Genomic DNA, 13,211 nt, shown 5'->3' with positions numbered 1-13,211 from the left:
GTAGGGCATGCGGCACGGGATCGTTCCTCTCGTGCCGTATTCCTGACTGATGACGCAGCGTGCCATTAACCGCTATTTCAACGGATATCATTGATGCTCTATGGCTATTCCCAGCTAATTCTGGATGGTGCCATCATGACGCTGGAGCTGGCCGCGAGTTCGTTACTGCTGGCGCTGGCTATCGGCCTGATTGGCGCGTCGGCGAAGCTGTCTTCCAACCGTCTGCTGGCGGGGTGTTTTTCCTGCTATACCACGCTGATTCGTGGCATTCCCGATCTGGTACTGATGCTGCTGATTTTCTATGGTCTGCAAATTGTCTTAAACGGTGTGACGGAATCGATCGGTCTGGATCAGATTGACATCGATCCGTTGACTGCTGGAATTATTACACTGGGCTTTATTTACGGCGCGTATTTCACGGAAACCTTTCGTGGTGCCTATCTTGCCGTGCCGCATGGGCAAATTGAAGCTGCCGTCGCGTTCGGTTTCTCTCCCATGAAGGTGTTCCGCCGTATTCTGTTTCCTTCCATGATGCGCTTTGCGCTACCGGGCATCGGCAATAACTGGCAGGTGATCCTGAAAGCGACGGCGCTGGTGTCACTGCTTGGCCTGAATGATGTGATTAAGGCGACGCAACTGGCCGGCAAGGGCACACACGAACCGTTTTATTTTGCGCTGGTTGCCGGGGCGATGTACCTGATTTTTACCACCATTTCTAACGGCGTGTTGTGGTGGCTGGAAAGACACTATTCGCAGGGAGTCAAAAAAATAAACTATGAGTGAGATCCTGCAACAATATTGGCAGCCGCTCCTGTGGAGCGATGGTTACCGCTTGACTGGGCTAGCGATGACGCTCTGGCTGCTCATTTCCTCAGTCGTTATTGGCGGGCTGATGGCGCTACCACTGGCGATTGCCCGTGTGTCGCCGCGACGCCGATTCAGCTTTCCGGTTTGGCTATTCACCTATGTGTTCCGCGGCACGCCGCTCTACGTGCAGCTTCTGGTGTTCTATTCTGGCGTGTATAGCCTGGAGATTGTGCGCGGCACCGATCTACTGAATGCCTTTTTTCGCAGCGGGCTAAACTGTGCCATTCTGGCGCTGGCACTGAATACCTGTGCGTACACGACAGAGATTTTTGCGGGGGCAATCCGCTCAGTACCTCATGGGGAAATTGAAGCGGCCAGAGCATACGGTTTCTCCCGATTTAAGCAGTATCGCTGCATTATTTTGCCGGGTGCGCTGCGTATTGCGCTGCCCGCCTACAGCAACGAAGTGATTCTGATGCTGCATTCAACGGCGCTGGCCTTTACCGTAACGGTGCCGGATATTCTGAAGATTGCCCGTGATATCAATGCGGCAACCTACCAGCCGTTTTATGCCTTTGGCATTGCGGCGGTCATCTATCTGGCGATCTCGTTTGTGTTAATTGGGCTGTTCAGAAAGGCGGAACGGCACTGGTTACGTCATCTTTATACCCGTTCATCTCATTAAACGCAGGAAAAAAGAGTATGTCGAATAACAAACTGATGGTGACGGAACTGCGTAAACGTTATGGCCAGCATGAGGTGCTGAAAGGGATCTCATTACAGGCGAAAGCGGGTGACGTTATTTCGATTATCGGATCGTCCGGTTCGGGAAAAAGTACCTTACTGCGCTGTATTAATTTTCTGGAAAAACCCTGTGAAGGCGCGATTTACGTCAGCGATCAGGAAATTCGCATGGTGCGAGATACTGATGGACAGCTGAAGGTATTTGATAAAAAACAGCTTCAGATGCTGCGGACGCGCCTGACGATGGTATTTCAGCACTTCAACCTGTGGAGCTTCATGACGGCGTTAGAGAACGTGATGGAAGCGCCAATTCAGGTGTTAGGGCTCAGTAAAGCGGAAGCGCGTGAGCGGGCGGTGTTCTATCTGAACAAGGTCGGGATCACGGATGCGGCCCAACAGAAATACCCGTCGGATCTCTCCGGTGGTCAGCAGCAGCGCGTTTCCATTGCACGGGCGCTGGCGATGGAGCCGGAAGTTTTGTTGTTTGATGAACCCACGTCAGCGCTGGATCCCGAACTGGTCGGCGAGGTGTTGCGCATCATGCAGCAACTTGCGGAGGAAGGGAAAACGATGGTGGTGGTGACGCATGAAATGGAGTTTGCCCGCCATGTTTCCAGCCACGTTATCTTCCTGCATCAGGGCGTAATTGAAGAAGAAGGGCCACCGGATCAACTGTTCGGTAGCCCGAAAAGTGCGCGTTTGCAGCAGTTTTTGTCCGGTGCGTTGAAGTAGGTTTGGGGGTTGATGATGTGCATTGAGCGATGATAATGGGTAGATCGTAAAGACGCTGTGAATACATCCCTGTACGCTCGAGCCGCGCCATCCTTGGCGCGGACGCTTTACTCTTCTATCCCATTATCATCGTTCCCGTTCTGCGAAAAGGCTACCAGCAACCTGAGATGGATAGTTATCAGCTCGGTTTTTTGATGACGTCTTGTAGGGCTTCTTCCAGCTCAAGGAAGCGGAAAGTAAAGCCTGCGGCTTCTAACCGCTGCGGAATGGCGCGCTGTCCACCCAGTACCAGCGTCGACGCTTCTCCCATCAGTAGTTTGATCACAAAAGCGGGAGCCCGCAGGAAACCGGGACGATCCAATACGTGTGCCAGCATGGCAGAAAATTGTTCATTATGAGCCGGATAGGGCGCAACCATATTGAAAGGGCCGCTCAGTATCGGCTGGTTCAGCAGATAAATAATGCCGTTCACCATGTCATCAATATGAATCCACGGCATATATTGCTTACCGGAACCCATTGGCCCGCCAAGTCCGAGGCGGAAAATCGGCAGCATTTTTGCCAGCGCGCCGCCCTGTGCTGACAAAACAATGCCGGTGCGCAGCAGGCAGACGCGGGTTTTATCACTTTCGGCGGACTGCGCCAGCGCTTCCCAGCGGGCGCACAGATGATGTGTGAATTCATCGACTGGGGATTCATCTTCCGTGACCAGCGCTTCTCCCTGATCGCCATAATACCCGACAGCGGATCCCGAGATAAAAACCGCTGGTGGCTCACTGCTGGCCTTTATCAGCGTGGTAAGCTGCTCGGTGATGTTCCAGCGACTCTTTGCCAGGCGCTGTTTTTGCTGTGGCGTCCACCGTTTGTCAGCGATAGGTTCGCCCGCCAAATTGATGACGCCGTCAAAGTTGTTCAGTGAGGTGACATTATTCAGCGTGGACCAATATTCCACCTGATTGCCGAGAACGCCTCGAGCGTGCTCAGGATCGCGTGTTAGTACCGTGATGTCATGGGAAAGCAGCTGTAATCGTTGGATAAGATGGCGGCCAATAAGGCCGGTTCCGCCTGTTATGAGTAGTTGCATCGCTTCCCCTTATCTTTATGCCTTGTGATAACGCAGGGTCATGGAAACCGAATCGGCGTACCGCAGGGCAAACGGTTTATCTACTTCTACTTCAGCATAGGTTATCCATTCGTGCTCGCTGGCGATGTTGAGCACATCCTGCGTTAATTTCTCCAGCAAAGCGAAGCGGTTATCTTCTACGTGGCGAATAATGTTTTTGGTGATGGTGCGGTAGTTCAGCGCATCGGCAATATTTTCGCTGTTGCGCGCTTGTTCTGCTGGGTAGTGAATCACAACGTTGATGATCACATCCTGCTTATTCGTGATTTCCTCATCTTTGATACCGATGAAGGTGCGTAGCCGCAGATTTTTTATACGAATAATGGCGTCAGAATGGTGATGTGGCATTGCTCGGCCCTCGGTTGCTTCTGTTACTGCGACTAAACCGCAGCGTCAGGGGGATCGTTAACGACAATATGTTGATTACCATAGCAGAAGATACCCAAAGGCCGAATGAGATGATGCCAGAATTTTATTGCTCGGCGAGCTGGTAAGCCCGTTGCGTTGCCGGGCGCTCACTGATACGCGTATACCACGCCTTCACCGCTGGGTAATCATCAAGGTCGACGCGCTGGCGAGCATAAGAAACGACCCACGGGTAGGTCGCGATATCGGCAATGCTGTAATTTTCTCCTGCTAGCCAAGGGTTGTCTTGCAGATGTTTATCCAGCACGCGATACAGGCGCTGCGTCTCCTGCTGATAGCGTTCAATGGCGTAAGGCACTGGCTGAGGGGCATAGTGGTTAAAATGATGATTCTGCCCCAGCATTGGCCCGAAACCGGCGACCTGCCAGAACAGCCACTGTAGTGTGGCCGTACGCTCACGTAATGACGTGCTCAATAGCACGCCGTGCTTTTCCGCCAGATAGAGCAGAATCGCGCCAGATTCAAACAGGCTAATTGGCGTGTCACCTTCCGCGGGCTGCGTATCGACAATCGCGGGGATTTTGTTGTTAGGCGAGATAGCCAAAAACTCCGGTTTGAACTGTTCGCCTTTGCTGATATTCACGCGGTGGAGCTGGTAGGGGAGATTAGCTTCTTCCAGAAACAGGGTGATCTTGTGCCCGTTAGGGGTTGGTGCGTAATACAGGTCAATCATGAATCAAGTCTCCGTTTTAATTCAGAAAAACATCATGGACTGTATGGCAGTTGATCGCTTCAGAGAGCGATGCGCTGTCAGAATAGCGTATTGAGGAACGGGCTCTTACCCTACCACTTCTACGAGTGAAAAATAAACGATGGCGGACCTCGTTATACGATCTTTACCGGAAGCGTGCTGCCAACTTTGGTAGACTACGTCCGATGAAGGATACGGGTGTTGTGGGTGTAGCATTGTTGATATAAATGTTGTGGAGATAACGATGAAGTTGATGTTTGCGTCCGACATACACGGTTCCCTCAGTGCGACGGAGCGCGTGCTGGAAATCTTTGAGCAGAGTCAGGCCGATTGGCTTATCTTGCTGGGCGATTTTCTCAATCATGGCCCACGCAACCCGCTGCCGGAGGCGTATGAACCTGCGGAAGTGGCTACCCGACTGAACGTTTATGCGTCACGTATCATTGCCGTACGGGGGAATTGCGACAGCGAGGTTGATCAGATGCTGCTGACCTTTCCGATAACGGCACCCTGGCAACATGTGCTATTGCCGCAGAATCGCCTTTTCCTGACGCACGGTCATCTTTATCATCCAGAGAATATGCCACCGCTACACGCGGGGGATGTGCTGGTATATGGTCATACCCATATCCCCGTTGCTGAGCAACGCGGGGAATATTACTTTTTCAATCCCGGCTCAGTGAGCTTGCCGAAAGGGGGATACCCCGCGAGCTACGGTTTACTTGAACAAGACGAACTGCGGGTTCTGCCGTTACACGGCGGCGAACCTATTGAACAGGTCGTGATTAGGCACTAATTTAGCGTATACTCGTCATACTTCAAGCTGCATGTGCGTTGGCTGCGTTCAGTCACCCGAATCACTTACCTGAGTAAGCTCATCGGGACTCCCTCTCTTGCCGCCTGCCTGCAACTCGAATTATTTAGAGTATATACCCTGTTTTTGACCTTGAATAACGGCAAGGCAACAGGGAATATTCACAGCAAAGTTCGATCATTTAAAACAGACGCACGTAGCAACGTGCCAATACTAAAGGGTTTCAGAGGATGGCGGAACAAAGTCAGGCAGCAGGCACAGAGTGGGTTGATATCGTCAATGAAAACAACGAGGTAATTGCTCAGTCAAGTCGTCAGCAGATGCGTGCTCAGAGTCTTCGTCATCGTGCTACTTACATTGTTGTGCATGATGGAATGGGTAAAATTCTGGTGCAGCGCCGGACGAAAATCAAAGATTTCTATCCAGGCTGGCTGGACGCGACCGCTGGCGGCGTAGTGCAAAGCGGTGAGCAGATGCTGGAATCCGCACGCCGTGAAGCCGAAGAAGAGCTTGGCATTGCGGGCGTGCCGTTCGCAGAGCACGGCTTGTTCTATTACGAAGGCGAGAATTGCCGGGTATGGGGCGGGCTGTTTAGCTGCGTCACCCACGGGCCGTTTGCGCTACAGGAAGAAGAGGTTGATGAGGTCAGCTGGCTGACGCCGCAGGAAATCACCGCTCGCTGCGATGAATTTACGCCGGACTCGCTGAAAGCCCTGTCGCTGTGGCTGACGCGCTATAGCGATCAGGATTATGGCAAGCCGATTTCACGTAAGCTGAACGAGGCGCTAGACGCTGCTGAGACACCTGCTGTTAATAATAAAAATATTCATGATGAAAATGCTCATGATGAAAACGACAGCAACGTCGTTGCTCCATCAGACGCTGATTCACAGAAATAATGCCTTCCCTGTCTCGCCGCTGCTTTTTCTCCGCTGCGGCGTCTATTTTTCCGAGTGATAAACTGCGGGTTATCACTCGGGAACATGAATACTTTTCTTGATGTCCTTCAGGTAAATCACGATGGTGAACGTCATGATCACCAACAAAGCCCACGAGCTCCATTTCCCTACGTGAACCATCGACCAGGCTCCGAGCTGTTCTGGATAGCTCCAGACACTGAAAAGCGTACTGATATTTTCAGCCAGCCAGATAAAAAAGCCGATCAGAATAAAGGCCAATGACAGCGGCATTCGTCGTTCCCGATCGTAAGGCGTGAAAATGACGGTGGTGCGTGCATAGAGCCCGACAGCCAGTGCGGCAATGTACCAGCGATAGTCGCCGATGTAGTGGTGGGTGAAGAAATTGGCATAAATGAGTAGTGCGACCAGCGTTGCCAGCCAGTAGGGCGGGTGATGGCGAATTTTAAGATCGAATAGCCGCCAGGACTGAATGATATAGCTACCGACAGAGGCGTACATGAATCCGGCAAATAGCGGCACACCCAGTACCTTGGTGTAGGCGAAATCAGGGTAAGACCAGGAACGAATACCTGATGAGGTTTTAAACACCTCAAGCGCAAAACCTACGAGGTGAAACAGCGTAACGGCTTTTAACTCATCCCAGGTTTCCAGCTTGCTGGCGATCATCCATCCCTGAATCACAATGGCGAATATCAACAGCAAATCATAGCGAGGGATAGCGAACCAGCCCGCTTTCGGCACGCTGAAAACAGCAAGAAAGAACAGGCCTACGAAGATACAGGCGCGGGCTTCTTTGACGCCGAAATAGAGAAATTCAATCAAAAAACGGGTTAACCCTGTTGGCGATGAAGGCGTGATCCCTTTTTCCAACTGCTGCTGAAAGTGTTGATCCAATAATCGTATTACAGTCATCCATAGACCCTGTTTATGGTTATTCTTGAGCCTGCTCGGTGTGGTTTTTTGTGCGGAGAGCAATAAAAAATGCCAGCGCTGAGGCTGGCATAAGATAACAGAATTAATCTGAATATATCCGTCATACTTCAAGCTGATTGTGCGTTGGCTTCCTTTACTCACCCCAGTCACTTACTTGAGTAAGCTCCTGGGGATTCGTGCAGTTGCCGCCTGCAAGCAACTCGAATTATTTAGGATACAGATTAGAGCTGTGTAGCCTGAATGGCGGTCAGGGCAACGGTGTAAACGATGTCGTCTACCAGTGCTCCACGAGACAGGTCGTTAACCGGTTTGCGCATGCCTTGCAGCATTGGCCCGATGGAGATCAGGTCGGCAGAACGCTGTACCGCTTTGTACGTGGTGTTACCGGTGTTCAGGTCAGGGAAGATGAACACGGTAGCTTTACCCGCAACTGGCGAGTTCGGCGCTTTGGACTGTGCAACGTCAGCCATGATAGCGGCGTCGTACTGCAGCGGACCATCGATGACCAGATCAGGGCGTTTTTCCTGCGCCAGACGGGTCGCTTCACGCACTTTCTCAACATCGCTACCCGCGCCGGAGTTACCGGTAGAGTAAGAGATCATTGCAACGCGTGGGTCGATACCGAATGCGGTAGCGGAATCAGCAGACTGGATAGCGATTTCAGCCAATTGCTCTGCGGTTGGATCTGGGTTGATGGCGCAGTCGCCGTAAACCAGAACCTGCTCAGGCAGCAGCATGAAGAACACAGAAGACACCAGCGAGCTGCCCGGTGCTGTTTTGATCAGCTGCAACGGTGGACGGATGGTGTTAGCGGTGGTATGAACGGCACCAGAAACCAGACCGTCAACTTCGCCCTGTTCCAGCATCAGCGTACCCAGAACCACGTTGTCTTCGAGCTGTTCGCGCGCAACCACTTCGGTCATGCCCTTGCTCTTACGCAGCTCAACCAGACGCGCAACATAGCGCTCACGCACGACAATCGGATCGACGATTTCGATGCCTTTGCCCAGTTCTACGCCCTGAGCGGCAGCAACACGTTGAATCTCTTCTGGGTTACCGATCAGCACACAGTGAGCAATACCGCGTTCAGCACAGATAGACGCTGCTTTAACGGTACGTGGTTCATCACCTTCTGGCAGAACGATACGTTTGCCTGCTTTACGCGCCAGCTCAGTCAGCTGATAGCGGAACGCTGGTGGAGACAGACGACGTGAACGCTCAGATGCTGCGCTCAGTGAATCGATCCACTGGGTGTCGATGTGGCGTGCCACATATTCCTGCACTTTCTCAACACGTTGACGGTCATCAGCTGGCACTTCAAGGTTGAAGCTTTGCAGGCTGAGTGAGGTCTGCCAGGTGTTGGTGTCGACCATAAATACTGGCAGGCCAGTCTGGAAGGCACGTTCGCACAGCTTGGCAATGCTCGGATCCATTTCGTAGCCGCCAGTCAGCAGCAGGGCACCGATTTCCACGCCATTCATGGCAGCCAAACAGGCGGCAACCAGAACATCAGGACGGTCAGCGGAGGTCACCAGCAGTGAGCCCGGACGGAAATGCTCCAGCATATGAGGGATGCTGCGTGCGCAGAAGGTTACAGACTTAACGCGACGCGTCTGAATGTCACCTTCGTTGACGATACGGGCATTCAGGTGCTTCGCCATATCGATGGCGCGCGTAGCAATCAGGTCAAAGCTCCACGGGATGCAGCCCAGAACCGGCAGCGGGCTGTTAGCGAACAGCTGCTTCGGATCGATGTTGGCAACGCTGGCTTTCGTGGAATCATCAAAGATTTCAGACAGGTCAGGGCGAGTACGGCCCTGGTCGTCTACTGGCGCATTCAGTTTGTTGATGATCACGCCAGTGATGTTTTTGTTTTTGCTGCCGCCGAAGCTGGAACGCGCCAGTTCGATACGGTCTTTCAGCTGTGCCGGGGAATCATTACCCAGCGCCAGTACGAAGACGATTTCTGCATTCAGCGTTTTGGCGATTTCATAGTTCAATGCGTTAGCAAACTGGTGCTTACGGGTAGGAACCAGACCTTCAACCAGAACGACTTCAGCGTCTTTGGTGTTTTCGTGGTAGCGCGCGATGATTTCTTCCATCAGCACGTCTTGCTGGTTGGAGCTCAGCAGGGCTTCAACGCGGCTCATCGCCAGCGGCTCGGCGGCGCTGATGGCGGAATTAGCACGAATAATGGTGGTCGTTTGATCTGGCGTATTGTCGCCACTGCGCGGCTGGGCAATAGGTTTGAACACGCTCAGGCGGACGCCTTTCTGTTCCATGGAGCGGATGACACCCAGGCTGACGCTTGTCAGACCAACGCTGGTGCCAGTTGGGATCAACATGATTATACGGGACACGGCCGAACCTCTTTACGGTTGCTCGTTAGTCAAAAACAACACCGTCAGCCTTGGCTGACGGTGTTGGGAGTTACGTGTTTTACGCGGTCAGACGGTAAGCGTCTTCGGCGATGACCAACTCTTCATTGGTCGGGATAACCAGCGCCGCGCGGGTGCCATCTTTAGCGATGTTGCCACCTTTACCGAAGCGTGCAGCCAGGTTGCGTTCGTGATCGACGTCGAAGCCCAGCAGACCCAGTTTTTTCAGTGACAGCTCGCGAACCATTGCCGCGTTTTCACCGATACCACCGGTGAAGATGACGGCATCCAGGCGGCCTTCCATCAGTGCAGCGTAAGAACCGATGTATTTAGCCAGACGGTGGCAGTAAACGTCCATTGCACGTTTAGCATCTGCTTTCGTCTCGTAGTTATCTTCAACGTAGCGGCAGTCGCTGGTCACTTCAGTCAGACCCAGCAGACCTGATTCTTTGGTCAGCATTTTGTTGATAGCATCAACACTCATGCCCATTGAGTCATGAAGGTGGAAAATGATCGCCGGATCGATATCGCCACTACGTGTACCCATCACCAGACCTTCCAGCGGCGTCAGACCCATAGAGGTGTCAACGCATTCGCCGTTACGGATTGCAGTAACGGAACCACCGTTGCCCAGATGGCAAGTGATGACGTTCAGCTCTTCTACGGGTTTGTTCAGCACTTTGGCGGCTTCACGAGAAACAAAGTAGTGGCTAGTACCGTGTGCGCCATAACGACGGATGTGGTTTTCTTTATACAGTTTGTATGGCAGTGCATAAAGGTAGGATTCTTCCGGCATGGTCTGGTGGAACGCTGTGTCGAAAACAGCGACGTTTTTATCAGCCAGGTGTGGGAAAGATTTCAGTGCTTCGTCGATGCCGATCAGGTGCGCCGGGTTGTGCAGAGGTGCAAAAGGTACGGAATCTTTGATACCCTGAAGAACATCATCAGTGATGATCGCGGATTGGGTGAACTTCTCACCGCCGTGAACGATACGGTGACCAATAGCAACCAGTTGAGCTGACAGCTCAGGTTTCTGAGACAGAATGGTATTGACGATGAAGTTCAGCGCTTCGCTGTGAGCTGCACCGGCACCCAGTTCGGCGTCTTGTTTACCGCCGTCCATTTTCCATTTGATGCGGGCTTCAGGCAGGTTGAAACACTCGGCTAAACCAGACAGGTACTCTTCTCCGTTAATCGCATCGATGATAGCGAATTTCAGGGATGAACTACCGCAGTTAAGAACCAGTACTAACTTACTCGACATGGAAGTACCTACTTGTTATACATGGTTAAAAAAATGTCATACAGGGCATAGCGTATCGCATGCCGCCGCTGGCATTTATGATTAACATCATACCTTGGTGTGATACACCAGACACGATGATGAAATAGGGTCGATACTATGATGTAGGTTATATCGGATAATCGATACACAATTAATCGATATAACTAATCTCTATAACAACGTGACATCGACCTGATGTAAACCGCAGCTTTTAAAGCGATGGATAACCGCGTTATGGCCGTTGGCTGCGCTTATGTCGCGAAGGGAATTATACTCCTTGCGTGTAGTCATACTACTTTAGGTATACAGCGGCCAAAAGGCCGATCTAGGATACCGATAGCGTAGGCTAAACACAAAATATATTTTAACCTTATCAACTTGAGTTGTTGATTTGTGCAAAAGTTTTATTTTTTATCTGTAAAGTTGAGGTGTGGCTATGGCGACGAAACCAGACAGTAGAATCAGTTGGCTACAGCTACTCCAACGTGGGCAGCATTACATGAAAACGTGGCCAGCAGAAAAGCGGCTGGCTCCGGTATTTCCTGAAAACCGCGTGGCGCGAGCGACGCGGTTCGGTATCCGCATCATGCCGCCGCTGGCGGTGTTTACCTTAACGTGGCAGATTGCGCTCGGTGGTCAGCTCGGTCCGGCCATCGCCACCGCACTGTTTGCCTGTAGCCTGCCGTTGCAGGGGCTCTGGTGGCTGGGTCGCCGTTCTGTGACGCCTTTACCGCCGACGCTGGCACAGTGGTTCCATGAGATTCGCCATAAGCTATTGGAGTCAGGACAGGCATTAGCACCATTGGAAGAAGCGCCGACTTACCAAGCGTTGGCAGATGTGCTGAAACGTGCGTTTAACCAGCTTGATAAAACCTTCCTGGATGATTTGTGATCGGCGTCAGGCTGTGTGCGGGTTGATGGCTATTTTGTTCTTTCCCCTGTTTCAAATCAAAGAAGCGGTGGCTACCGCTACCGTGACACGATTCAGTATGCGATTCTGCGGTTAATACCTATTTAGCGATATTGGCTTACCCCAAAAAGGGTTCAGGAGAGCAACATGGAAATGACAAATGCCCAGAGATTGATCCTTTCAAATCAATATAAAATGATGACGATGCTCGATCCCGACAACGCCGAGCGCTATCGCCGGTTACAAACGATTATCGAGCGTGGTTACGGTTTGCAGATGCGCGAACTGGACCGAGAGTTTGGCGAGCTGACCGAAGAGGTTTGCCGCTCGATTATTAACATCATGGAAATGCATCATGCCTTGCAGGTGTCGTGGACCAATCTGAAAGATAAGCAGGATTTGGATGAGCGTCGCCTGACCTTCCTGGGCTTTGATGCCGCAACGGAAGCACGCTACCTCGGTTTTGTACGCTTTATGGTACATGTTGAAGGTCGCTATCCCCACTTTGATGCGGGCACGCATGGGTTTAACGCTCAGACAAAAATGTGGGAAAAATACAACAGAATGCTGGCTGTCTGGCAATCTTGCCCGCGCCAGTATCACTTGAGTGCGGTTGAGATCGCACAGATCATCAACGCCTGATTAATGAAAAAGGGGCTTTCTGTGGAGTGTAAAGGTTTTCTGTTCGACCTCGATGGTACGCTGGTTGATTCACTGCCTGCTGTAGAACGTGCGTGGATTAACTGGGCAAAAGATCACGATATTGAACCACAGGAAGTACTGGATTTTATTCATGGCAAGCAGGCAATCACCTCCCTGCGCCACTTTCTTCAAGGGCAAAGCGAAGAAACGATTCAACAAGAGTTTGACGCGCTGGAGAAAACAGAAGCGTCTGATACGCAGGGTATTGTTGCCATGCCAGGGGCGAAGGCGCTGTTGGAACGTTTGGATGCACTGGATATTCCTTGGGCGATTGTGACATCCGGCACGGTGCCGATTGCCAGCGCACGTCATCATCGCGGAGAACTCCCCGCTCCTCGTGCCTTTATTACGGCGGAGCAGGTTGCCAAAGGTAAGCCTCACCCTGATGCCTATCTACTGGGTGCACAGCAGTTAGGGCTAAAACCGGAAGAGTGTGTCGTCGTTGAGGATGCGCCCGCAGGCGTGCTATCGGGTCTGGCGGCGGGTTGCAAGGTCATTGCGGTGAAGGCACCAGCAGACACACCGAAACTGGATCAGGTCGATCTGATCCTTGATTCGCTGGAGCAGATAGAAATAGAACCATTACCGAATGGCGCTAAGGTGCTTCTGCGCCAGTAGGTCGTCTGTAACACCATGACAAAACTGTGACTAAATATGATCAGACCTCGCATCCGCGAGGTTTTTTTATGGCAGACTATACCCGTCATACTTCAAGCTGCATGTGCGTTGGCTTCTTTTTTATGGCA

General features: G+C 51.9%; 14 protein-coding genes. 8 read left to right on the top strand and 6 right to left on the bottom strand.

What is annotated here, in order from left to right; all coding sequences use genetic code 11:
* Positions 1–93 precede the first annotated feature (93 nt).
* From EO763_RS14750 to hisP, 3 genes are read left to right on the top strand one after another with little or no spacing between them, the layout of a single operon-like run.
* Complete coding sequence (locus EO763_RS14750; RefSeq protein WP_161529398.1) at positions 94–783, top strand: histidine ABC transporter permease HisQ; 690 nt, start codon at positions 94–96, stop codon at positions 781–783.
* The gene (locus EO763_RS14745; RefSeq protein WP_039360277.1) at positions 776–1,492 is read left to right on the top strand and encodes an ABC transporter permease; all 717 of its coding nucleotides are present in this window, start codon (positions 776–778) and stop codon (positions 1,490–1,492) included. The genes EO763_RS14750 and EO763_RS14745 overlap by 8 nt, the downstream gene beginning before the upstream one ends.
* 17 nt (positions 1,493–1,509) lie before the next feature.
* Positions 1,510–2,283, top strand: a complete 774-nt coding sequence (gene hisP / locus EO763_RS14740; RefSeq protein WP_039471302.1) for a histidine ABC transporter ATP-binding protein HisP — start codon at positions 1,510–1,512, stop codon at positions 2,281–2,283.
* A 178-nt stretch (positions 2,284–2,461) separates the two neighbouring features.
* Here hisP and EO763_RS14735 read toward each other — a convergent pair whose 3' ends face one another.
* The 3 genes from EO763_RS14735 to yfcG all read right to left on the bottom strand — a co-directional run bounded on the left by EO763_RS14735 (position 2,462) and on the right by yfcG (position 4,505).
* Entirely contained in the window at positions 2,462–3,367 is a 906-nt protein-coding gene (locus EO763_RS14735; protein WP_161529397.1) for a TIGR01777 family oxidoreductase, read from the bottom strand.
* Between the two features lie 15 nt (positions 3,368–3,382).
* A complete protein-coding gene (gene folX, locus EO763_RS14730) occupies positions 3,383–3,754 on the bottom strand; it encodes a dihydroneopterin triphosphate 2'-epimerase (protein ID WP_161529396.1) in 372 nt (123 codons plus the stop codon).
* A 124-nt stretch (positions 3,755–3,878) separates the two neighbouring features.
* Entirely contained in the window at positions 3,879–4,505 is a 627-nt protein-coding gene (gene yfcG, locus EO763_RS14725) for a GSH-dependent disulfide bond oxidoreductase (RefSeq protein ID WP_161529395.1), read from the bottom strand.
* Between the two features lie 262 nt (positions 4,506–4,767).
* On the opposite strand from yfcG, the gene yfcE reads away from it, so the two are divergent.
* Both yfcE and yfcD read left to right on the top strand, forming a co-directional pair.
* Positions 4,768–5,319 carry a phosphodiesterase gene (gene yfcE, locus EO763_RS14720; RefSeq protein WP_161529394.1) on the top strand — a complete coding sequence of 184 codons (552 nt, stop codon included), beginning with the start codon at positions 4,768–4,770 and terminating at the stop codon, positions 5,317–5,319.
* 248 nt (positions 5,320–5,567) lie between these two features.
* The gene (yfcD, locus tag EO763_RS14715; RefSeq protein ID WP_072886144.1) at positions 5,568–6,236 is read left to right on the top strand and encodes an NUDIX hydrolase YfcD; all 669 of its coding nucleotides are present in this window, start codon (positions 5,568–5,570) and stop codon (positions 6,234–6,236) included.
* 72 nt (positions 6,237–6,308) lie between these two features.
* On the opposite strand, the gene EO763_RS14710 is transcribed toward yfcD, so the two are convergent.
* The 3 genes from EO763_RS14710 to ackA all read right to left on the bottom strand — a co-directional run bounded on the left by EO763_RS14710 (position 6,309) and on the right by ackA (position 10,832).
* Positions 6,309–7,169, bottom strand: a complete 861-nt coding sequence (locus tag EO763_RS14710; protein WP_039506189.1) for a DUF817 domain-containing protein — start codon at positions 7,167–7,169, stop codon at positions 6,309–6,311.
* A 242-nt stretch (positions 7,170–7,411) separates the two neighbouring features.
* Positions 7,412–9,550: a phosphate acetyltransferase gene (gene pta, locus EO763_RS14705; protein ID WP_029367433.1), complete on the bottom strand. Its 2,139-nt coding sequence runs from the start codon at positions 9,548–9,550 to the stop codon at positions 7,412–7,414.
* Positions 9,551–9,629: 79 nt separating this feature from the next.
* Positions 9,630–10,832, bottom strand: a complete 1,203-nt coding sequence (gene ackA, locus EO763_RS14700) for an acetate kinase (RefSeq protein ID WP_039491518.1) — start codon at positions 10,830–10,832, stop codon at positions 9,630–9,632.
* Between the two features lie 457 nt (positions 10,833–11,289).
* Between ackA and yfbV the strand changes: the two genes are divergently transcribed.
* From yfbV to EO763_RS14685, 3 genes are all read left to right on the top strand, one after another.
* Positions 11,290–11,745 (top strand): terminus macrodomain insulation protein YfbV, encoded by a 456-nt coding sequence (gene yfbV / locus EO763_RS14695; protein WP_039491519.1) that lies wholly within the window; start codon positions 11,290–11,292, stop codon positions 11,743–11,745.
* A 165-nt stretch (positions 11,746–11,910) separates the two neighbouring features.
* The gene (locus tag EO763_RS14690; protein ID WP_039360255.1) at positions 11,911–12,405 is read left to right on the top strand and encodes a YfbU family protein; all 495 of its coding nucleotides are present in this window, start codon (positions 11,911–11,913) and stop codon (positions 12,403–12,405) included.
* Positions 12,406–12,426: 21 nt separating this feature from the next.
* Positions 12,427–13,083 carry a sugar phosphatase gene (locus EO763_RS14685; protein ID WP_039484043.1) on the top strand — a complete coding sequence of 219 codons (657 nt, stop codon included), beginning with the start codon at positions 12,427–12,429 and terminating at the stop codon, positions 13,081–13,083.
* Positions 13,084–13,211 lie beyond the last annotated feature (128 nt).

This window comes from Pectobacterium odoriferum, assembly GCF_009931295.1.
Lineage (GTDB): Bacteria > Pseudomonadota > Gammaproteobacteria > Enterobacterales > Enterobacteriaceae > Pectobacterium > Pectobacterium odoriferum.
This window is presented reverse-complemented; position numbering and strand designations above follow the sequence as displayed.